This is a genomic window from Clostridium sp. (assembly GCF_036646415.1).
Taxonomy (GTDB): Bacteria; Bacillota; Clostridia; order Clostridiales; family Clostridiaceae; genus Clostridium_J.
The window spans coordinates 16,664-37,864 of the sequence record NZ_JAVXMF010000024.1 but is presented as its reverse complement, the minus strand read 5'-3'; the positions used below and the strand labels follow the sequence as shown (position 1 = coordinate 37,864).

21 protein-coding genes are annotated in these 21,201 nt (G+C 29.0%); 15 read left to right on the top strand and 6 right to left on the bottom strand.

Annotated features, from left to right (window positions below):
* The 10 genes from RSD37_RS13710 to RSD37_RS13665 form a co-directional block, all read left to right on the top strand.
* Positions 1 to 1,052, top strand: a 1,052-nt coding sequence (locus RSD37_RS13710; protein ID WP_346947309.1) for an ABC-F family ATP-binding cassette domain-containing protein, incomplete at its 5' end; no start/stop codon positions are given.
* A 362-nt stretch (positions 1,053 to 1,414) separates the two neighbouring features.
* On the top strand, positions 1,415 to 2,428 hold the full coding sequence (locus RSD37_RS13705; protein ID WP_346947308.1) for a PDDEXK nuclease domain-containing protein: 1,014 nt from the start codon (positions 1,415 to 1,417) through the stop codon (positions 2,426 to 2,428).
* Between the two features lie 282 nt (positions 2,429 to 2,710).
* Positions 2,711 to 3,559, top strand: a complete 849-nt coding sequence (locus tag RSD37_RS13700; protein ID WP_346947307.1) for a Nif3-like dinuclear metal center hexameric protein — start codon at positions 2,711 to 2,713, stop codon at positions 3,557 to 3,559.
* A gap of 432 nt (positions 3,560 to 3,991) precedes the next feature.
* Positions 3,992 to 4,156 (top strand): DUF6019 family protein, encoded by a 165-nt coding sequence (locus RSD37_RS13695; RefSeq protein ID WP_346947306.1) that lies wholly within the window; start codon positions 3,992 to 3,994, stop codon positions 4,154 to 4,156.
* On the top strand, positions 4,157 to 4,507 hold the full coding sequence (locus RSD37_RS13690; RefSeq protein ID WP_346947305.1) for a PadR family transcriptional regulator: 351 nt from the start codon (positions 4,157 to 4,159) through the stop codon (positions 4,505 to 4,507).
* Between the two features lie 59 nt (positions 4,508 to 4,566).
* Positions 4,567 to 5,046: a DUF2812 domain-containing protein gene (locus RSD37_RS13685; protein ID WP_346947304.1), complete on the top strand. Its 480-nt coding sequence runs from the start codon at positions 4,567 to 4,569 to the stop codon at positions 5,044 to 5,046.
* 785 nt (positions 5,047 to 5,831) lie between these two features.
* Complete coding sequence (locus RSD37_RS13680; protein ID WP_346947303.1) at positions 5,832 to 6,566, top strand: Fic family protein; 735 nt, start codon at positions 5,832 to 5,834, stop codon at positions 6,564 to 6,566.
* Between the two features lie 363 nt (positions 6,567 to 6,929).
* Positions 6,930 to 8,333, top strand: a complete 1,404-nt coding sequence (pepV, locus tag RSD37_RS13675) for a dipeptidase PepV (protein ID WP_346947302.1) — start codon at positions 6,930 to 6,932, stop codon at positions 8,331 to 8,333.
* A gap of 244 nt (positions 8,334 to 8,577) precedes the next feature.
* On the top strand, positions 8,578 to 8,700 hold the full coding sequence (locus RSD37_RS13670) for a hypothetical protein (protein WP_346947301.1): 123 nt from the start codon (positions 8,578 to 8,580) through the stop codon (positions 8,698 to 8,700).
* 2 nt (positions 8,701 to 8,702) lie between these two features.
* The gene (locus tag RSD37_RS13665) at positions 8,703 to 9,944 is read left to right on the top strand and encodes a hemolysin family protein (RefSeq protein WP_346947300.1); all 1,242 of its coding nucleotides are present in this window, start codon (positions 8,703 to 8,705) and stop codon (positions 9,942 to 9,944) included.
* Positions 9,945 to 10,070: 126 nt separating this feature from the next.
* Here the strand turns inward: RSD37_RS13665 and RSD37_RS13660 are convergent, their stop codons facing one another.
* On the bottom strand, positions 10,071 to 10,763 hold the full coding sequence (locus tag RSD37_RS13660; protein WP_346947299.1) for a lysoplasmalogenase: 693 nt from the start codon (positions 10,761 to 10,763) through the stop codon (positions 10,071 to 10,073).
* A gap of 347 nt (positions 10,764 to 11,110) precedes the next feature.
* Here RSD37_RS13660 and RSD37_RS13655 point away from each other — a divergent pair, with 347 nt between their 5' ends.
* Positions 11,111 to 12,394, top strand: a complete 1,284-nt coding sequence (locus RSD37_RS13655; RefSeq protein WP_346947298.1) for a hypothetical protein — start codon at positions 11,111 to 11,113, stop codon at positions 12,392 to 12,394.
* An 88-nt stretch (positions 12,395 to 12,482) separates the two neighbouring features.
* Here the strand turns inward: RSD37_RS13655 and RSD37_RS13650 are convergent, their stop codons facing one another.
* From RSD37_RS13650 to RSD37_RS13635, 4 genes are all read right to left on the bottom strand, one after another.
* On the bottom strand, positions 12,483 to 13,607 hold the full coding sequence (locus tag RSD37_RS13650) for a hypothetical protein (protein WP_346947297.1): 1,125 nt from the start codon (positions 13,605 to 13,607) through the stop codon (positions 12,483 to 12,485).
* Positions 13,608 to 13,758: 151 nt separating this feature from the next.
* Positions 13,759 to 14,646, bottom strand: a complete 888-nt coding sequence (locus RSD37_RS13645) for a carbon-nitrogen hydrolase family protein (RefSeq protein ID WP_346947296.1) — start codon at positions 14,644 to 14,646, stop codon at positions 13,759 to 13,761.
* Between the two features lie 45 nt (positions 14,647 to 14,691).
* Positions 14,692 to 15,402, bottom strand: coding sequence for a zf-HC2 domain-containing protein (locus RSD37_RS13640; protein ID WP_346947295.1), 711 nt, complete (start codon positions 15,400 to 15,402; stop codon positions 14,692 to 14,694).
* A gap of 2 nt (positions 15,403 to 15,404) precedes the next feature.
* On the bottom strand, positions 15,405 to 15,884 hold the full coding sequence (locus tag RSD37_RS13635; RefSeq protein WP_346947294.1) for an RNA polymerase sigma factor: 480 nt from the start codon (positions 15,882 to 15,884) through the stop codon (positions 15,405 to 15,407).
* Positions 15,885 to 16,252: 368 nt separating this feature from the next.
* Between RSD37_RS13635 and RSD37_RS13630 the strand changes: the two genes are divergently transcribed.
* Both RSD37_RS13630 and RSD37_RS13625 read left to right on the top strand, forming a co-directional pair.
* Positions 16,253 to 16,384: a hypothetical protein gene (locus RSD37_RS13630; RefSeq protein WP_346947293.1), complete on the top strand. Its 132-nt coding sequence runs from the start codon at positions 16,253 to 16,255 to the stop codon at positions 16,382 to 16,384.
* Positions 16,385 to 16,776: 392 nt separating this feature from the next.
* Positions 16,777 to 18,675, top strand: a complete 1,899-nt coding sequence (locus tag RSD37_RS13625) for an endonuclease MutS2 (protein ID WP_346947292.1) — start codon at positions 16,777 to 16,779, stop codon at positions 18,673 to 18,675.
* Positions 18,676 to 18,889: 214 nt separating this feature from the next.
* On the opposite strand, the gene RSD37_RS13620 is transcribed toward RSD37_RS13625, so the two are convergent.
* A complete protein-coding gene (locus tag RSD37_RS13620; protein ID WP_346947291.1) occupies positions 18,890 to 19,342 on the bottom strand; it encodes a hypothetical protein in 453 nt (150 codons plus the stop codon).
* Positions 19,343 to 19,899: 557 nt separating this feature from the next.
* Here RSD37_RS13620 and RSD37_RS13615 point away from each other — a divergent pair.
* Complete coding sequence (locus RSD37_RS13615; protein ID WP_346947290.1) at positions 19,900 to 20,517, top strand: NUDIX hydrolase; 618 nt, start codon at positions 19,900 to 19,902, stop codon at positions 20,515 to 20,517.
* A gap of 154 nt (positions 20,518 to 20,671) precedes the next feature.
* Positions 20,672 to 21,148, top strand: a complete 477-nt coding sequence (ybaK, locus tag RSD37_RS13610) for a Cys-tRNA(Pro) deacylase (RefSeq protein ID WP_346947289.1) — start codon at positions 20,672 to 20,674, stop codon at positions 21,146 to 21,148.
* Positions 21,149 to 21,201: the final 53 nt, after the last annotated feature.

Here is a 21,201-nt window from a genome sequence, read left to right as displayed (position 1 = left end):
CTAAGGTTTTACTTAGTAAACTTCTACTTGAAACACCAGATATATTACTTCTAGACGAGCCTACAAACTACTTAGATGAATCTCATATAGAATGGCTTAAGAGATATCTGCAAAGTTATGAAAATGCATTTGTATTAATATCACACGATATACCTTTCTTAAATTCTGTAATTAACCTTATTTATCACGTTGAGGATAGAAAGTTAAGCAGATATGTAGGAGACTACGAAGAGTTTAGAAGAATATATGAAGCTAAGAAGGAACAACTAGAGAGAGCTTATGAAAGACAACAATCTGAGATTGCAAAGCTTGAGGACTTCGTAGCTAGAAATAAAGCTAACGTTGCAACTTCTAACATGGCTAAATCAAGACAAAAGAAACTTGATAAAATAGATAGAATAGAAATTTCTAAAGAAAAGCCAAAGCCAGTGTTTAACTTTAAAGTAGGAAGAGCAGCAGGAAAGGTAATCTTTGAAACTAAGGACCTGGTTATCGGATATGATACTCCACTAACAAAGCCTCTTAACATAGCTATGGAAAGAGGACAAAAAGTAGCCCTTGTTGGAGCAAATGGACTTGGAAAAACAACATTACTTAAGAGTCTTATGGGAGCAATAAAACCTATAGATGGAGAAGTAACATTAGGAGACTATCAACAAATCGGATACTTTGAACAAGAAGGTGCATCAGGAAACAAGAATACTTGTATAGAAGAGTATTGGAAAGAGTTCCCTAGCTGTACTCAATATGAAGTTCGTGCAGCCCTAGCAAGATGTGGACTAACTACAAAGCACATCGAAAGTATGGTAATGGTTCTATCAGGAGGAGAAGCGGCAAAGGTAAGACTTGCAAAGCTACTTAATACAGAGACTAACATTCTAATCCTTGACGAGCCTACTAACCACCTAGATGTAGAAGCAAAAGAAGAATTAAAAAGAGCATTAAAAGAATATAAAGGAACAATACTACTTGTTTGTCATGAACCTGAATTCTATAAAGATGTAGTAACAGAAATATGGAATTGTGAAGATTGGACAACTAAGATTGTGTAGTAAATATTGTAGAAGAGTTAGTGTAAAAGCTAGCTCTTTTTTACAAGTTTTTTATCATTAGGAGATGTACAAATAATATTACAAAAGGAATTTTTAGTTAAAGATTTAAATGGATATTTATTAAGGTTTTGTTCAGAATAAGTAATTAAATAAATTTTAAATAGATATAGAGTCTTGATTAATTTTTTTAAATTATAAGGGTCTCGTAAAGGTGCGAAGATTGGACAACAAAAATAGTATAATAACAAATGTGTGAGTAATTAATAATTAAGGAGGTAGAAGAAATTCTATCCCTTTAATTGTTTAGATGTTAAAATAATAGTAAAAGATATAAGAGAAGGATATTATTAAGGTGGGAAGGTATGAGTATAGATAAAAATAATGAATATAATAATTTGATAAAAGGAATAAAGGATAAAATAAGAGGTTCACAGCAAAAAGCTATTTTGGCTGTGAATAAAGAACTTTTAATTTTATATTGGAATATTGGTAAAGTAATATTGAGTTCGCAAGAAAAAGAAGGTTGGGGAGCTAAAGTAATAGATAATATTTCAAAGGAAATCAAAAATGAATTTCCAGATTTAAAAGGGTTTTCATCAAGAAATTTAAAGTATATGAGGAAATTCGCAGAGGAATATAGTGATTTTCAATTTGTGCAACAGGTTGTTGCACAAATTCCATGGTCTCATAATGTTGTATTAATGGATAAAATTAATGATATTACAGTTAGGCAATGGTATTTAGAAAAGACAATGGAAAATGGATGGTCTAGAAATGTATTATTACACCAAATAGAAAGTAATCTATATGATAGACAAAATAATGAGATAAAAACAGCAAATTTTATGGATAAGCTAGAAGCTCCAAACAATAAATTAGCATTAGATACATTAAAAGATCCATATATATTTGATTTTATTACTATGACTGAAGAAATGAATGAAAGAGATATAGAAAACCAACTAGTTAAGAAGGTCACAAAGTTATTATTAGAATTAGGTTCTGGTTTTGCATTCATAGGTAATCAATATAAACTTCAAGTTGGTGGAGATGATTATTATTTAGACTTACTATTCTATAATTTAAAACTGAGATGTTATGTTGTTATTGAATTAAAAACGGGGAAATTTAAACCAGAATATGCTGGTAAGTTGAATTTTTATCTTTCAGCTGTTGATGATATATTAAAGACAGATAAAGATAATGCATCCATAGGAATTATTCTTTGCAAAGAAAAGAATAAGTTAGTTGCAGAGTATTCATTAAAGGATATGACAAAACCTATAGGGGTAAGTGAGTACAAATTATTAGAAAGTATTCCAGAAGAATTAAAAGGAACATTACCATCTATTGAAGAAATAGAAAATAAACTATAATTTGAAACTACTTGAGTAAGACAACTAAAATTGTATAGCTAGTTATTAAGGAGTTAGTGTGAAAGCTAACTCTTTTTATTGAATAAAAACACTTAAGAGGATATAATTGTTTTAAATGGTATAAAATACAAAGTAATATGGGTGATTGGCTTATAATAGAAAACATAGAAGATGTACTTGTAGGAAGTAGCATAGACTATACTTATGATAATAATAAATTAAAATAAAATTATAAGTAAAATATGTGAACTTTATTTGTGGAACTTATTGTGAGGATAAATTATGAAAGCTGTTGAATTGTATAATTATTTAGAGAGAGATTTTATTACAAAAGAATTATGTGATAATTGGGCAATGTTCATGGGAGAAATTGATGAATATATTACAATGAACTTTAGAGAAAGAAGCATGGGTTTAGTATGTGATTTTACAAATGAAATTAATAAAGTATATACTTCAGTATTTCCAACGGAAGATGTTATGCAGAGAATTATTAATGAAAATGCAAAAGATGCTATGTTATTTTTGCATCATCCTTCCATTTGGGATATTAGAGGAAAGAAATCATTTTATCAGATGAATAAAGACTTATTAGAAAAGTTTAAAAAGAACAAAATATCTATATATATTTTACATGTGCCACTTGATAATTATGGTGAATATTCAACAAGTAAAACATTAGCAGATGTCTTAAATATAGAGATTGAAAAGCCATTTAAGTCATATTGTGGAGCATTAAGTGGAGTAATTGGAAAAACCAAGTGTAAAACCGTAGAGGAATTAAATTGTAATTTTTCTAGTGTTTTGGGCCATGATACAAAGCTTTATGAGTATGGAGATAACACAATAAGGAACGGCAGAGTTGCCATTGTAGCAGGTGGTGGGAATAGTAAGGAAACTTTTAATGATATGATAGAAGATGATCTTAATGTTCTTATAACAGGAGTTTCTGTAAATAATCCAAAATTTTCAGAAGTACATGAACTTGAAAAAAGAAATTATATTAATGTTTTGGGTGGTACTCATTATTCTACTGAAAAATTTGCATGTCAAAAGATGTGTACTTATTTTGAGCAGCTTGGATTAGAATCATCATTTATTGAAGGTGAGTATGTGTATGAGGATATGTAATATTTTTATTTTGGGTTATAAAAGCTAAAGCTGAATTAAAAAAAGATAAAGGTATAAATTATAGGAACTATAAACAAGTAAGGAGAAAGAGTATAGTAAGGAATACCTATAGCTTAGTAACACTATTTATATTTTTGAATGAAGTTTATAAAAAACTTTTTCATTGATGAATCATACAGTATGTAGAAATTAAATACCTTATGAACTCTTTATTATACAACTAAGATAGTATAATAATTTCATGATAGATAGCTTGTTATTAAAGTTATCTATCATTTTTTTGTTGCTAGAGTTTTAAGTGATAAATTAAATACTTGCAAAGCTATCTAGAAAGTATTGACAATTAATTGAAAAAAGAATACTATATCAATAAGTGATATATCATAAATGGATATATTAATTATTGATATAATTTAGAAGGATGTGTGTACTATGTGGGAAGAATTAGGCATTAGTTCGGGAACTGGGATAATAGTTTTTGTAGCATTATATTTTGTAATTAAGTGGGCTGTTAAAAATGGAATAAATGAATCTATGCTATCAAAATCTATATTGATAAAAGATGCTAATGAAACTAATGATGAAGGAGACTTATAAGTGACTATTAATAATAAAATAAGTGAAGAAAATCAACTAACAGATTCAGGCTATTATATATTACTAGCTTTGCTAGAACCTAAACATGGGTATGGGATAATGAAATACTTAGAAGAACTGACAGCAGGTGAGTTTTTAATAGGTCCAGCAACTTTGTATACAACACTTAAAAAGATGCAAAAAAAAGAGTTTATAATGCCAGTGGGAGAAGCTGAAGATAGAAAGAAAATTTATAAGCTAACAGAAGCTGGGGAGAAAGTTATATTAAATGAGATTCAAAGGCGTATAAGGATGGCTAAACAAGGAGAATATGTTTTAAATTCAATGGGGAGGATGATAAATAATGAGTAAAAAAAGAAAATATATTTTAAGTAACGGCCTTGCATTTTCAGAAGAGAAGGATTTAAAAAATGCTTACAGAGTATTCTAAGAAAGGGTGGCATTTAAAAGATATGAAGTGCGGATTTTATATATTAGAAAGAGGTGAACCTAATAATTATAATTATTGCATAGATTATCAAAAGTTAAGTAAGGAAGAATTTGAAGAGTATAATCAACTGCTAAAGGATAGTGGTTGGGATTTGATAAAAAATTGCGATCATATATTATTTTTAAGAGCAGAAGAAGGGATAGAAAAAATATATACAGATAGAAGCAGTATATCAATAAGAGAACAAAATATTAGTGGTCAAATTATAAAAGGTATAATTGCTTTAATAGGTATTATATTATTATTAATTTTATGGAGATTTACATTTGGAAAGTTTATAAATATAGAAATAATTAACTTTGCTACAGATATAATCGCAGCTGGGTTAGGTGGATTTACATTTGTACTAATAATAGGGTATTTCAATGTTAAGTTAAAAGCTAATAAGTATAGAAATTGAAATAGAAATATTTATACCTTTATTAGTTTATAGATAACGGATATGTAGAAATAATGGACATAAATCTTTGATGGCTTTATGCTTTAAATTTTTGCTATTAATTTCATAGCATTATAATTTCTATATTGAACAAAATAATAGAGTAATACCACCATTAAATTTTTATTTTAGGAGGGATAAATGCTATGAGTGAAAAACATGATTGTTCTTGTGCAAGTCAACAAGAAAAGGAAAAGAAAACAAATAATTCTGGAACTAAACATGGTAAAAAGACACATAAAAAAGATTGACGTTAAAAGTGTAGGTTTTAACTTAATGGCTTCCGTTTTGAGGTTCAAAACACAAAAATAGCATAAAAGTTAATGAAAAAATAGCATTGATATTCACAAAATCAATGCTATTTTTATTTCCATTGATATTCAATATTATTCTAACTTTCCAGTTTAAATTAAAACTTCAAGTTGATTCGTATATAGGTCCACATAACAGTGATGGGCTTGATTATATAACTGTTACAGTTGGAGATTCAGGAGAGGTTAAAGTTGAAAAATTTGAACATATAAAGAGTTATAAGTATAATTACGCTATTAAATTGCAATAATACGGCTAAAAATAAAAACATATGGGAAGAATTTGAAATATAGACTATAATAGAAGTATGTATATAAATGTGATCAGTTTAATGAAGAGGAAAAGTAAAAAGACCATTAGTTAGAGTGAAGAGAGAGTAATAAAATTAAAATCTTATAGGTTTGAAAATATAAGTTAAATTGTGAGGTTGTAATATGTTTAAAAAAATAGACGAGAAAAAAGCTATTCTTGATGGTAAGAGGCCGCTGGATGTGGAAGCTCTAAAGAATCTAATAAGTTTTTTTGATGTAGAGTTAACATATAACTCAAATGCTATAGAAGGAAATACTCTAACCATAACAGAAACAAAGGTAATCTTAGAGGATGGAATTACTATAGGAAAAGGTAAGAGTTTAATTGAACATTTAGAGGTAATAAATCACAAGGAAGCTATTGACTATATAAATGATATTGTAAGTAATGATTTAGATATAACTGAAAGAGTTATAAAAGATTTACATTATATCATATTAAAAAGTATTGATAATAAAAATTCAGGAGAGTATAGAAGGTCCAATGTCTTAATAAGTGGTAATGCTCATAAACCTGTTGAACATTTTTTAGTTCAAGAAAAAATGAGAGAGTTAGTTCAGTGGTATAAAGAAAATAATGATAAACTTCATCCCATAGAATTAGCGGCAGAATTTCATTTTAGATATGTATATATACATCCTTTTATTGATGGTAATGGAAGAAGTGCAAGACTTCTTATGAATTTAATATTAATGAGAAATGGATATCCCATAACTGTTATAAAAAATGAGAATAGAGATGAATATATGAAAGCATTAGAGAAAGCTAGTACAACTGGAGATAAAAGTGATTTCATTACAATAGTAGCAGAGGCTGTTGATAATAGTATGGATACTTATTTGTATATAGTTTCATGATATAAATAGATTTTATAGCAAAGAGATGAATAGTATATATTAAAAACTATAAATAGTGTTGTAAAAAATTTATAAGTAGATAAAAGTAATGTAGTATATAGTAATGATTGGGCGACTAAGATAGTGTAATAATAAGTTTTGAAGTTAATAATACTTAGAGAGGTAGAAGGAATTCTATCTCTTTTTTACCATATGAGGAAGGTAATTTTATATATTTAACTAGATGTTGACATCAGGTGGGTTTGAAGGGGTTTTAATGGTAACAACATGAAATAATTGATATATATGGTGGAAATAATTTCTTAATAGGATTAAAATGATAATATATTAATTATTATAAAAATGAGAAAGTGGGGAATGAAAATGTATAAAAAACAAATAGAAGAGTATTTTGAGGTACATAAGGATAAAATACTTGATGATATATGTGAAATGGTAAAGATAAGAAGTGAGCGTGAGGAAGCTAAGGAGGGTATGCCTTTTGGAGAAGGTACTGTTAAGGCTCTTGAAGCTGCTTTAAATATTGCCAAGGAAATGGGGTTTAAAACTAAGAATTACGATAATTATGTGGGAACTATTGATTTTAATGACAAGGAAAAACAACTTGATATCCTTGCACATTTAGATGTAGTACCCGTTAGTGATAATTGGACAGTTACAAAACCTTTTGAGCCACTTATAAAGGATGGAAGATTATATGGAAGAGGATCATCAGATGATAAGGGTCCTGCTATTGTGGCTTTATATGCAATGAAGGCAGTTAAAGATTTGGGTATACCACTTAGTAAGAATGTACGTCTTATTTTAGGAACAGATGAAGAGTGTGGAAGTTCTGATATTGAATACTATTATAAAAAAGAGGAAGAGGCACCTATGACTTTTTCTCCAGATGCAGATTTCCCTGTTATTAATATTGAAAAGGGTGGGTTAAAAAGTACTTTTGAAGCTACCTTCGATGAAGATAAAACTCTTCCAAGAATCTTATCTATGAAAAGTGGAGTGAAGGTAAATGTTGTTCCAGATAGTGCAACTGCAATAATAGAAGGATTTAGCCAAGAGGAAGTTAATAAATATTGTGAAGCTATAGGTAAGAAAATAGGAATGATATTCACAGCTCATGAAGAAGATAGCAAGTGGATTATAAATGCAAAGGGTGCAGGTGCCCATGCATCTACTCCTCAGAATGGAAACAATGCGCTTACAGGAATGATAGAATTATTAGTTAGTATGCCATTTGCAGCTAGCGAAGGATTTAAGAGATTATCTTCTGTTAATAAATTATTCCCTCATGGTGATTTTAATGGTACAGCTTGTGGTGTAAGAATGAGTGATGAGATATCAGGTGAATTAACTATGGCCTTTGATATTTTTGAATACACTACTACTATGTTAAATGGAACTTTTGATTGTAGAGCTCCAATCTGTGCAACTAATAAAAATTTACGTGATGTTTTAATGGATAATATGAAAAAGGAAAGTATTACTCTAGAAGGTAATGATATATATGAAGCCCATCATGTAGATGCGAATTCAGAGTTTATACAAACCCTTTTAAAATGCTATGAAAGCTATAGCGGTAAAGAAGGAAAGTGTATAGCAATTGGTGGTGGAACCTATGTACATCATCTTAAAAATGGTGTAGCTTTTGGCTGTACAATGCCTGGAACTGATAATCATCTTCATGGCGATGATGAGTTTGCAGTAATCGATGAACTTATGCTTAGTGCTAAAATATTTACTCAGGTAATTATTGATTTATGCAAATAGAAATATAAATTAAACGAGTTTTAAGAGAAAACACTAATCTTTGAAGGGTTAGTGCTTTTTCTTTTGAATTTATATGAGTATCAAGGCCGTTTACTTAACATGGCAAAACACGACGATAGGTATGAGGGTTAAGACGTTATTAGTGTTATTTTTATAGCGGACATGTAATATTGTAGTAATAAGTATAGAAGTGTTAAAATAGGGTAAAGCTGATGAGAGATTTTAATTATTTGGGGGTACAATAATGAAGGATGGAAAATATGTTTATCATGAAACTTATCATAAGAATGGAGACGTATCTGTAACTACTCATGATCTTGTTTCTGGAATAGGTCAAACAAGGACATATAAAAGAAGGAGTGGATAACATTGGGTTCTATATTATATATACAAGTTATAGTATTGATACTATTAATACTATCATCAAGTTTTTTCTCGGCTTCAGAAACATCTTTAATGTCTATTAGTAAAATAAGAGTTAGACACATGGTAGATGAAAAGGTTAATGGTGCAACAAATATTAAAAAGTTAATAGATGACCCAAGTAATCTACTTGCCTCAGTGTTAGTTGGAAATAATATTGTAAATATAGCATCCTCATCCTTAGCTACAGTGATAGCAATAGATCTCATTGGAAGTAAAGGTGTAGCTGTAAGTACGATGCTTATGACTATAATAGTACTAATTTTTGGCGAAATAATTCCAAAAACCTTAGCATCACAGAATTCTGAAAAGATATCTTTAGCAGTTGCAAAACCAATACTTATAATAGAAAAGATATTTAAACCAGTGGTTATTTTAGCTATAAAGACATCTAACTTCTTTATCAAATTATTTGGGGGAAAAATTCATGGTAATAAACCATTTATAACAGAGGATGAGCTAAAAACTATTGTGGATGTAAGTGAAGAGGAAGGAATACTAAAGTTTGAAGAAAAAGAGATGATACATAATGTATTTCAATTTGGAGATCTATATGTAAAAGATGTTATGGTACAAAGGGTTGATATAACAGCATTAGATATAGATGATAGCTTAGATTGGGTGCTTTCCGTAGCTAAAGAAGAGGGTTTTTCTAGATTGCCAGTATATTTAGATACCATTGACAATATAGTAGGAATACTAAATGTTAAGGATATATTATTTATAGAAGATACAAGTACTTTCACTTTGAAGGACTACATGAGAGAGATTACATATACCTATGAATTTAGAAAGGCTACTGAGCTTTTTAAAGATATGAATAAGCAAAGACAACATATGGTTATTGTATTAGACGAATATGGTGGAACTGTAGGTATTGTAACCATTGAGGACTTAATAGAAGAAATAGTTGGGGACATTAGTGATGAATATGATGATGCAGATCCCGAGATATATGTTGTAAAAGAGGATGAGTACATAGTAGATGGAAATGTGAGAATAGAGGATATAAATGAACTGTTAGGTACCAAGATAGAATCAGAGGAGTTTGACTCTATAGGTGGTTTTATAATAGGTATACTAGAGCGATTTCCTAATATCAATGAAGAAATAGAGTATAATAATTATAAGTTTATAATAGAACGCATAGATAGAAATAGAATAAAGAAAATAAGGATATATACTTAATAGAGTATAATAGAAACATTATAATTTGGAATATAACATGCAAGAAATAAGAAAGAGTCTATAACAATTTAGTTATTAGACTCTTTTATTATTAGTTATGTTTTAAACCAATGAATATTATTATGGCTACACAGCAAATTTAGTAATAAGACTTAATGCTATGAGTCCTTGTCCTATATAATAAGTCAGTAAATTAAGAGTTGACATATAGGGAGGACATTTTTTGTAGAAATATACAAAGGATAATATTAAGTCGGATAAAAAGAATAAGGTGGTTCCAACAGCTATAAGTATAGTACCTAGATTATTTGTTTCAAATAAAGGCAGTATAGCGAAGGCTCTAGACACCATAAAACTGATTATAATGCTATATGCAGCTACCAGTGGGAAGGTACCTTTAAAGCTGAAACCTTTAACTGATTTAAGTACAATAATTGATATTATTGATAACACTAAAAATAGTAACATATGACTTGTTGATATAGGAACTAGAACAATAAAGGCAATGGAAAAGAAAATATGAGCAATAGAAAAGCTACCTACTCCAAATATAAATGGTTTGTTAGTACTTGATATATTTCCATTAGTAAAAGCTAAGAATACATCTCCTGATAAAGACATAATTAATGCTAGCAATATAAAGATAAAGTAATTGAAATTTTCATGTGAAATAGCATAACTAGATATAGATATTAAGATAAATAAGATACTGGTAGTTGTTTTAAAGATATGCTTTAAATGTCCTTTAGGATTATTACTGAAATGTATTAAGAGTCCTAAAGATATAAGCATCAGTGTGAAAAATATAAATGGTAACATACTTAAGTCTCCTTTGAGATTTGATTTTATAACCATTATATTACATGTTAGGGAGAATTAGAAGTGAAGAGTTGGATTTAAGGGTAAATAAGATAGGAAAGATTGAGTATTTGTTTTTGATAAATAAGGAAAGCTAATTTGTCATTGATGAAGTTTTTTGTTCAAACAATATTATGGAAAATGTGACCAAAAAAAGAAGGGATAAAGTTAACTATGTGTAATATGTTATTGGGGCTATGTGAAAACTGTTCAGGTGATATTATATTTAATATAAGTGAAAATAATGTAAAAAATGCTTAATAAAAAACTAATAAGGTTAAATGAATAGTCAATATGGAGGTATAAAAATGAAGGTAAGAAATTATATAATAATCTTGCTTATAGTTATAAGTGCATTTTTTATTGGGTGCGAAAATAAGGAAATAACAAGCGAAGATTACGATTCTTATTTAAGTAAAAATATAAAACCTTTAAATCTAATTGATACTAATGATTTTTCAGAGTTTGAATTTATAAATTCAGATATTAAAAAATCTGATTTGATTCTCATAGGTGAAATGCATGGGACTAAAGCAAACTATGATATTAAAATGAAATTCTTGAATTATATTAAAGCGGAACATGATTTAAAATACCTATTAATTGAGTATCCCTATATAACAAGTGTTTACACAAACAAATATCTAAATTCAGGAGATGAAACATATTTAGAAAATGTGGAATTACCTAATGAAGAGGATTATGAATTCCTAAAAGAACTATATAAGATTAACTCAAACTTAGATGAAAAAGATAAAATTAGAGTTATAGGTATAGATTCGGGGTCAACAAAACTGAGCGTTGATTATTTAATAGAGGAATTTTCAAAGATGAAATTAGATAGTACAAGCCAAGCACATCTTGAAAAGTTGGTAAAAATTCAAGAAAATATGGTTGAATTGAGTAGTAATATGAATGCTTCCACTATGGAATATTTAGAAATCAAGAATTCATTTATGAACTTATATGAAGGAATATATAACTACAAAAGTTATTATGAAAAAACTCTAGATAAAGAAAATAGCATGGATTTCTTTGGTATTTTAGATTCTGTATATAGCACATATTATTATAGTGATTTTGAAGATTCAAATATGACATTAAATGAAGTATTTCAGACCTTATTTATTAATAGAGATAATTTAATGTATTATAATTTTAAAAAAATATATAAAAATTATAATGATGGAAAGTATTTTGGACAATTAGGAGGAGCTCATACTTATGCAAAGTCACAAACCGCAGAAGGGGTTAAACCTTTTGCTACACTTGTTAATGAAGATAATAAAATAAGTGTGCTAACTTTAGAAATTTTATATGAAAAATGTGAGTTTAATGATAAGGGCACTACTCAAGGTTATACCAGTTATAATAAAAGTAATATTATCCAGAATCATATTAAGTATGATAATTCAATAATTAAACTTAATGATAAGAAATCTCCTTATTTAAAAACATTGGACACCAAATTAAGTAGTTATTTTATTCCATATGATATGAAGTCAGTAACAACGGATTATTTTCAATATATAATATTAGTTAAGAATTCATTGGAAGCTGTAGAAAATGAAAAAGTGTTACAATGTAAATAAATTAAAGGGTTTAATATAACCCTCTAATTTATTGTCCATTTTCAGCACTTTTCTAAAATATAGCCTAAATATTAAATTGATTGTAATCTTATAATACTTTTTCTAATTCATTATAATTATTTTTAATGATATTAAACACAACTTCATTAAAACCTTCCTCTTCCATTAATGTTGGGAAGTCCTTCAAGGTTTCGTCTATTATCACTTTTATTTCTTCCCAATTAATCTGTGGTGCTTTGTAATTATACGCACTTAAAATAGGGATATAACTCTGTCTAGTAAAGGTGGTTGAATACCATGTTTTTTCTAATCCTTTATCATTTAACACCCCTGATAAACCAAGATTATTATCAAAATTAGGAGCTAAGCTAATAGGTTCTCCATCTTTTCTTATAATACCAAAATTATATGTATGTCTATCAATGTTATAGCACAGAGCATCCATATAAGGTATGTCTAAAAATTCATTTATGAATCCTAATTGATTTATTATTTCTATGGAGTCATCAATATCCCAATAGTCCCTTACGAAAGAAAACATTGGTTCAAAGTCTACCTCTGCATTATTAGTGAAATCTTTGCATTTTACTAATCTACCATTATCTAAAGGTTCGTATGCTATGGCATTAAATCCCAAATGTATAGCTATTTTAGATATTAATACCTCAGCGAAATTTTCTTTATAGGTTGCCTTTTTAATCATGAACCAAGTTCCGTCTATAAGCTTCCAACACTTTTCAAAGCTTCCTATGTTAGTTAGCTCCGGAGTTAAATCAGTATCATTAAATGTAATATCTTCTGAATTTCCATAAAGAGCAATTGTATTTAATCCATCTGATAATTTGCTTCTGACATCATTATATGTTAAATTTTCACTAGTCCATTTTAACCAATAGCTGTCAGTTATACTAACGGCTCTGGATTTTACAACTATTTCATTTGGAACTTCGCTTCTAACATTTAGCCTACGTCTTACATGTCTAGAGTTAGCTCTGTGGGTATCAATAACTCTAGTTTGTAACCATATATCAAAAGAACCTATATTTTCATTTAACATTATTATTGGTAATAATGATTTATTTATAACCTTAGCTAGTTTATTATCTTCTATAATAGCAACTTCAGTATCTTTATGCATAAGTAAACCACTAAAATATGATTTATCATCTTTTGAGTATTTATTAACTAATGCACTTAAATCTAATTTGTTCATTATTACTATCACCCCAAGTAACTATTATTTAGGTAATTATCTAACTTATCTACTTTAGTTTAAGTTTTCCCTTTATTTAATAAGATTATATCATATATAACTATGGGATTTTCTAAAACACTAGTATTTTAAGATCTTAATTTTAAATTCATCATTCACGTATAAAAGGTTTATTTATTTCTTTGTTCAACAATTCAGTATAAGCTTTTACTTTGCGAAATGTATTACCCATCATTTCATTATTACGGTAATCCCGTAACTCATCCATATTATATTCAGCAATAAAAATATCATCTGTCATACTATCTGCTAGGACAATTGTGTTATTGATAGGGATACCATGCTTATCCCATGTAATTGGACTATATGCACAAGAGCAACCAGCATTTTCCCCTGGAGGATTTGCCATTATTACACCTGTCATATTTTCATAAGCCCTTGTAGATAAAGCTTGCACTCTTGCAGGCATTTCCCCGCAATCATTTGGCACTAAAATCAGTTCTGCTCCCTTTAACATGAGAATTCTTGCACTTTCTGGATATTCTCTATCGTAGCAAATCATTATTCCTAGCTTAACACCATGAAAATCACAAACTTTAAATTCATTTCCACTTTCAAGTAATCTTTCACAGCTGAAATCACAAGTATGGACTTTACTATATTTCATAATTATATTACCATTTTTATCAATTACAAAGGCTGTATTCTGTGGTTTACTTTCTCCTTGTGTAAAACATGTAGTTACCACGCCTATATTTAATTTTTGTGCAATATTACAGAACTCTTGTATGTATTTACTGTTTTCATCTAATGCTCTACTACACCATTCTCTATAAAGTGGATCATTTTTTAGAATTTCTAATGGTTGTTTTTCATCAATATCTGGAAAGTCATAGCCATTTATCCAACACTCTGGAAACAATACAATGTCAGCCCCCATTTGCTTAGCTTTTTTTACACATTCAATACCTTTATCCGTATTCGATTGTAGATTATTAGATTCAACTTTTTTCTGTACAATTGCTATTTTAAAATCCATTAATGAAGCCTCCTTATTATCTTAAAATACAAGTTGCATGAGCATTTATTTACGATCTTGCCCAGGACTAATATTTAACTCTGCTTCAACTTCCTCACTTGCCTTAGGCAAATTCATTCCTTTTTCCCAAATCAGTATATTGTCTTTGGGGGTTCCGTAATACAACGCCTTAATTTCTGCACCATTATTATTCATTTCTTGAGATTCGATACTAAAAAAATCATTATAGTCTAGTTGATTATTAATTGAATTTATATTCGTCTTTATCTTCGTCTTAATTATTGGACGTAAAGGCATTTGATAAAAATTTCCGTCATCGTCCATTTCATACTTAACCCTATTTAAATCATAACAATCTGTTAGTTTAAAATGATATGCAATTCGACCATCTGCCATAATAGAAACATCTGATATCTTTACTACATCAGTAGGAACACTTATAATGTTCCATTTAAACAATCCCAAAAACAAAACTGTAAATACTACAGCAGCGCCGATTGTCCCTATGACAAAGGCTTTTACTTTTGAGCGATTCCATGAATCTGCTATAGTTTTTATCACATTACTATCACTACAATTTTTTTCTGCAATTTCTTTAGGCAATTCGATAACATCATTAATTTTGCTCAATTCACTTTTGCAGCTACTGCACTCGTCAAGATGTTCCTCAACCATTTTATTGCTCTCATCGCTGCACACCTTATCATAATACAATGGCAATAAGTCTTTAATAATTTCGCATGATACTTTGCTCATTTTTACTCCTCCTTTAGCAAGCTCTGTATTTTTTGTTTAGCACGATGGAAGGTGACTCTTGCCCAGCTTTCCGTTCTCCCAAAAAGCTGGCTTATTTGGGCAAAGGATAACTCTCCGAACACTCGTAAGGTAAACACCTCTTTGTACGGCTCATATAAGGAATGTAATACCTTATGAATACGGAAAGAGTCTTCTTTATTTAATATCCTTTCGTCAATGCTATTGTCGATTACTTTTTCATATATATCATTAGGTTGGAGCCGCTTTTGCTTATCCATGTAGGAAAAGTAAGTATTTTTTGCAATTTGACAAAGCCAAACACTAACTTTACAATTACCTTTAAAATTGTCAATGCTTTTCAAAGCTTTAAAAAAGGTTTCTTGTGTAATTTCCTCTGCAACTGTTTCATTTCGACTTAAAGACAACACAAATAAGTAAACATCTCGGAAATATTCATTGTAGATGTTCTCAAAATCAGACACATTCTCACCTCCTCACATATATGAGACTGGATTAAAGATGTTTCGTTACAAAAATATAGAAAAAATTTAGAAGGTATAAAAGTCTATCTATGAAAATGTCATTTTGGATTCCTCAGTATATAGTTCAATTTATCTTCCCATCTATCATGCATATCATAAAAATGCTCTTCTTTATTTATAAACTCAAACCCCAATTTATTAAATATCCTTTACAATTTAAAAAAATATTAAAATTATACACTTTATCCATATTGTAACATATTTTAAAATGACGTACTATTTAATTAGGAAACTACTTTTTATTGTTATTTCAAAATATTATAATTGAGTTATACTGGGTGTAAACTATGTTGCATGAGGGGGTATGTATGAATTTTGAATTTAAATTAGCGACTATGAATGATTTAGATAAAAAATTTAACTATAAGATTGCTGGTGAAGTGAAGTTTAGAAAAGGAACATTTAATTGCTATGAGAAAAGTATTATAAATAGCAATTAGGAAAAATATTAAAATATTACTATAAAATTGAAGCTTGATTTTTTATAATTTATGATTTACTATTAAATTACATAGATTTCGAGTAAAGTGAGGTTTTTTTGTGAGTGTCTAGTATCTAAAATAGTAATTAAATATTAATTCCAAAATTGAAGGTATAGTATACCCTTGTTTGCTATGGAGTTAATTATCTATTGAAGATACAAGTCCACGAATTTACCTTAAGATAGTATAGCTATCTTTATTAATGTTAAATTTAAGCTGTGGAGGTATCCATGGCTTTTTATTTTAGGCATGTTTAAATAAATAACTAGTAAGCATTTATCTTAATATGCCATATACGAAATCTATGAAAGGTTTTGTGGGCTTAATATATAAGTAAAGGAATAGTGAAAATGAATAATAGTACACTTGAAAAATTACATTATAACGAGCTTAAAGAAATAGTTAAATCATATTGTGTTAGCGGGTTAGGTAGAGAGATTTTAGATAAACTTCAACCTAGTAGTAGTATAAAACAAGTTGAGAGAATGTTAAATGAAACTTCAGAGGGAAGAAGCCTTATAGATGCTTCTTATCATATGCCTTTGAAGGGAGTGTTTAATATAAATCCACTAATAGAGAAGATGGAAAAGGGCGCATCCCTAGAACCTTCAGAACTGATTACTATGGATAACTTTCTACGTGGGTGTAGAAAGGTTAAGATATTTATAAAAGATAAGGAAGGATATGCTCCAACTTTAAGTGCTTATGGTGAAAATATTACGGATTTTAAATATATAGAGGAAGAAATCGAAGCAGCTATAACAGGAAGCATGGTAGATTCTAATGCTAGTAAAGAACTTAAGAAAATCAGAAGGCATATAGATGGTTGTGAAGGTAAGATAAAAGAAAAACTAGAAAAGTTTATTAAGGCTAGTGGAAATAGAGAGTATATTCAAGACTTCTTTGTTAGTCAAAGAAATGGAAGATATACAATTCCTATAAAGGCTTCTTATAAAAATCAGGTTCAGGGAGCTGTAGTAGAGGTATCTTCTAAAGGAACCACCGTATTTATAGAACCCTATAGTGTGTCAAAGTATACAGCAGAGCTTGCAATCCTAAAGTCTGAAGAGTCTGTAGAAGAGTATAGAATACTTGCAACCTTGACAGAGATGATTTTTGAGAGAATTAAGGAAATAAAGATAAATATAGAGATAATTTCAGAGTATGATATGATTCTTGCTAAGGCTAAGTATAGTAAAGAAATTGATGGAATAAAGCCAAAGCTAAATCAGTGTGGGTTTATAAAAATAATAAATGGTAGATATCCATTAATTAAAAATGGAGTTCCTTTGGATTTTGAGGTAGGAGATGATTATAGGAGTTTAATTATAACTGGTCCAAATGCAGGGGGAAAAACTGTAGTATTAAAGACTGTAGGTCTTCTTACTCTTGCAGTGCAAAGTGGGTTTCATATAGGAGCAAAAGAATGTAGTGAAATAGGGGTATTTGATAAAATATTTGTGGATATTGGAGATGATCAAAGTGTGGAAAATGCACTAAGTACATTTTCATCCCACGTTAAGAATATGGGAGAGATTTTAAAGGAAAGTAATAAGAATACCCTACTTTTATTTGATGAGATAGGAAGTGGAACGGAACCTAATGAAGGAGCTGCTTTAGCCATTGCAATTTTAGAGGAGTTTTATCATAAAGGATGCATTACAGTGGCATCTACCCACTATGGAGAAATTAAGAATTTTTCACAGAATCATTCCGACTTTGAAAATGCAGCTATGGAGTTTGAAAAAGAAACATTGGAGCCTTTATATAAGCTTCATATTGGGGAAATTGGAGATAGTAATGCTCTTTATATTTCAAAGAAGATGGGTATAAGCGACAAGATAATTGAAAGAACTAGAGGATATATAGAAAATAAAAACTATAACTATGGACTTTTAAAGGATAGTAAGGTTGCTAAGGCAAAGGAACAGAAGGTATCTAGTGAAGATACTCACAACTATCAACAGGGTGATAGGGTTATACTTTTAGATAAGAACCTCACTGCCATTGTATATGAGGAAAAGGATAAGTTTAATAATGTAACAGTTCTCTTTAATGGTGAATTTATAGAGGTGAATTATAAAAGGTTGAAGCTAGAATGTGCAGCGGAAGAGTTGTATCCAGAGGGTTATGATCTAAATCAACTTTTTGTAAGTTACAAGGAGAGAAAGCTAGAAAGAGATATCCAGCGAGGATCTAAGAAAGCGCTTAAGAAGATTTATAAGGAAGCTAAGAATAGGACTTTGTAAACTTAAAAATATTGAAGCAAATATAGTGAAAATTAAAAATCAAATGCTTGAATTAAATAAAGACATTAATCAGTAAAGTGTAAAGCATATAGTGAGATGGAACCTATAGAATAGACGCATTTTAGCGTTGTATATTCTATAGGTTCCATTTTAATTAATAGTATATCCATTAAAGTTTTACTATATAAGATGATATTTTGGTTTTTATAAAAGATTAATAACGATAATTACTAACTACATGAGTTTCAACAACTTGTAGTTCTTTTATTAATTCTTGTCTTATAAATCCTTTGATGTTTACATCTTCTGATATTATTACCTTTACTTCATACCATAAGATTTCAAAAGCTTCTACTAGATCTATAATTTCAACCTTTGTATTAGCTGGTAAAGATCTAAGAATAGCACTATTACTTAGTGGGGCGATATATAGTGAAGAACGTTTTAAAGTTTCTCCAGTATTAAATTTTATAGGTCTATAATATATCTTTAAATTATCTGTAGGTTTATTTATAGAATTTAATTGGGAGGTTAGACCATGGTTTTGCTTTGTAAGTACTCTTACTTGTAGGTTTTGTTTGTTATATTTATCTGTTAAAAGATAGTATAACACTCCGACACCTGCCGAAACGAAGGTTAGAACATAAATAAAAAAAGTTTTTATCAAGAATGTACCTCCATAAAAAAAGCTTTATAGTATAAGTATATTCATGATATTTATATATTAGAAGTAAATAATAGTGTTTTACAGATTTAAAATTCCAACAGAAATAGATATTTTTAAAACTTAAAAGATAATTTATTATTTTTAGTATATAATTTTATTTAGGCAAGATTACAGGACAAATTATGGATTACATTGGTTATATATAATCTATGTACAGAGTAAGAAAATACAATTCGTTTAGGATATGTGATTGTAAAGTAAGTATACCTTAAAACTGAATATGAAATAATTATTAAACAGTAGAATAACTATTGTACATATGTTATAATGAGGTTTAAATGTAAGTAATTAGAAGCTATTTAACATTTTAGACATATTAAAAAACTGGAACAAGATAAAAAGAATCTTATCGTTCAGTTGGTGGATTATGAGGAATTGAAATATGAAAACGAGCGATTAAAACATAGATTAGCAAAACAATAACTATTTAGACAAATCACAGTTTGTTGAGATGATGATATAAAGTTAAAATACAGAATCTGGAGGAAATACATATCATGAATGATTTTGATACAATAACGAATCTGGCAATGGAATTACAATCAATAGCTCAAATTGGTCTGACTTATACGAAAGATGTTTATGATAAAGAGCGTTTTGAGAGAATAAGAGAAATATCTGCAGAATTAATGGCAATAAAGACAGGATTTCCGATAGAAAAGGTGAAAGAATTATTTTGTAATGAAACAGGATATCAAACTCCTAAAATAGAAACAAGAGCAGTAATCTTTAAAGAAAATAGAATATTGCTTGTAAAAGAAAAGGGGAAATGGTCTCTTCCTGGTGGATGGGTTGACTATAATGAGTCAATTACTTCAAACACAATTAAAGAAGCTAAAGAGGAATCAGGATTAGATGTGAAACCAATAAGGATTATTGCGATACAAGATAGAAATAAACACAATGTTCCCAAATATGCTTATGGGATAGTTAAGGTCTTTGTTCTGTGTGAGGTATTGGGTGGAAGTTTCCAGCAAAACAATGAAACAACAGAAAGCAATTATTTTTCTCTTGAGAATTTACCTATTTTAGATGAGGATAAAAATGTTTACGAACAAATAAAAATGTGTTTTGACGCAATAAAAGATAATAAATGGCAAGTTGTTTTTGATTAAGGATTTTGCTAAATTTCAATTTGTTAAATTGAAAAGAAAGGAGAACGTATTGGACAGTATTTTGTGTATAATAAGTAAAGATTACTGTAAAATCAATGCTTTGAAACATATTATACAGTCATTTACTAAATATAATATATGGAGTGAATGAGAAGTGGCTAATGTTAAAACAAATGCAATGAGAGCATTAGATAGAGAAAAGATAGAGTATAAAGTACATACTTATGAAAGTAAGGGAAAGGCCCTTGATGGGGTTACTGTGGCAGCAAAAATAAGTGAGCCAGTAGAGAAGGTATTTAAAACCCTTGTAACTAAAGGCCACAGTAAGGCCTTTTATGTTTTTGTGATTCCAGTGAAAGAAGGTCTTGATTTAAAGGCGGCAGCAAGAAGTGTAGGAGAAAAATCTGTGGAAATGATAAAGGTGGATGAGATAAATAAGGTAACTGGATATATAAGAGGTGGGTGTTCACCAATCGGAATGAAGAAACAATATAAAACTGTTCTTGATAAATCCAGTGAAAACTTTGAAACTATAATCGTAAGTGCAGGAAAAATAGGATTTCAAGTGGAGGTTTCACCACAGGATTTAATAAAGGTTGTAAATGTTAAGGTAGATCATATTACTGAATAATTTAGAGTATTGCTTAGAAGGTTATAAAAGGTTACTATTTTTAAAATATAAAT

Excerpts from the sequence above, each read along its gene's own strand:
- RSD37_RS13615 (WP_346947290.1), top strand. The coding sequence starts at position 19,900 with ATGAATGATTTTGATACAATAACGAATCTGGCAATGGAATTACAATCA.
- RSD37_RS13700 (WP_346947307.1), top strand. The coding sequence starts at position 2,711 with ATGAAAGCTGTTGAATTGTATAATTATTTAGAGAGAGATTTTATTACA.
- RSD37_RS13680 (WP_346947303.1), top strand. The coding sequence starts at position 5,832 with ATGTTTAAAAAAATAGACGAGAAAAAAGCTATTCTTGATGGTAAGAGG.
- RSD37_RS13660 (WP_346947299.1), bottom strand. The coding sequence starts at position 10,763 with ATGTTACCATTTATATTTTTCACACTGATGCTTATATCTTTAGGACTC.
- RSD37_RS13650 (WP_346947297.1), bottom strand. The coding sequence starts at position 13,607 with ATGAACAAATTAGATTTAAGTGCATTAGTTAATAAATACTCAAAAGAT.
- pepV (WP_346947302.1), top strand. The coding sequence starts at position 6,930 with ATGTATAAAAAACAAATAGAAGAGTATTTTGAGGTACATAAGGATAAA.
- RSD37_RS13625 (WP_346947292.1), top strand. The coding sequence starts at position 16,777 with ATGAATAATAGTACACTTGAAAAATTACATTATAACGAGCTTAAAGAA.
- RSD37_RS13695 (WP_346947306.1), top strand. The coding sequence starts at position 3,992 with ATGTGGGAAGAATTAGGCATTAGTTCGGGAACTGGGATAATAGTTTTT.
- RSD37_RS13645 (WP_346947296.1), bottom strand. The coding sequence starts at position 14,646 with ATGGATTTTAAAATAGCAATTGTACAGAAAAAAGTTGAATCTAATAAT.
- RSD37_RS13685 (WP_346947304.1), top strand. The coding sequence starts at position 4,567 with ATGCTTACAGAGTATTCTAAGAAAGGGTGGCATTTAAAAGATATGAAG.
- RSD37_RS13630 (WP_346947293.1), top strand. The coding sequence starts at position 16,253 with ATGAATTTTGAATTTAAATTAGCGACTATGAATGATTTAGATAAAAAA.
- RSD37_RS13655 (WP_346947298.1), top strand. The coding sequence starts at position 11,111 with ATGAAGGTAAGAAATTATATAATAATCTTGCTTATAGTTATAAGTGCA.
- RSD37_RS13640 (WP_346947295.1), bottom strand. The coding sequence starts at position 15,402 with ATGAGCAAAGTATCATGCGAAATTATTAAAGACTTATTGCCATTGTAT.
- RSD37_RS13705 (WP_346947308.1), top strand. The coding sequence starts at position 1,415 with ATGAGTATAGATAAAAATAATGAATATAATAATTTGATAAAAGGAATA.
- RSD37_RS13670 (WP_346947301.1), top strand. The coding sequence starts at position 8,578 with ATGAAGGATGGAAAATATGTTTATCATGAAACTTATCATAAGAATGGA.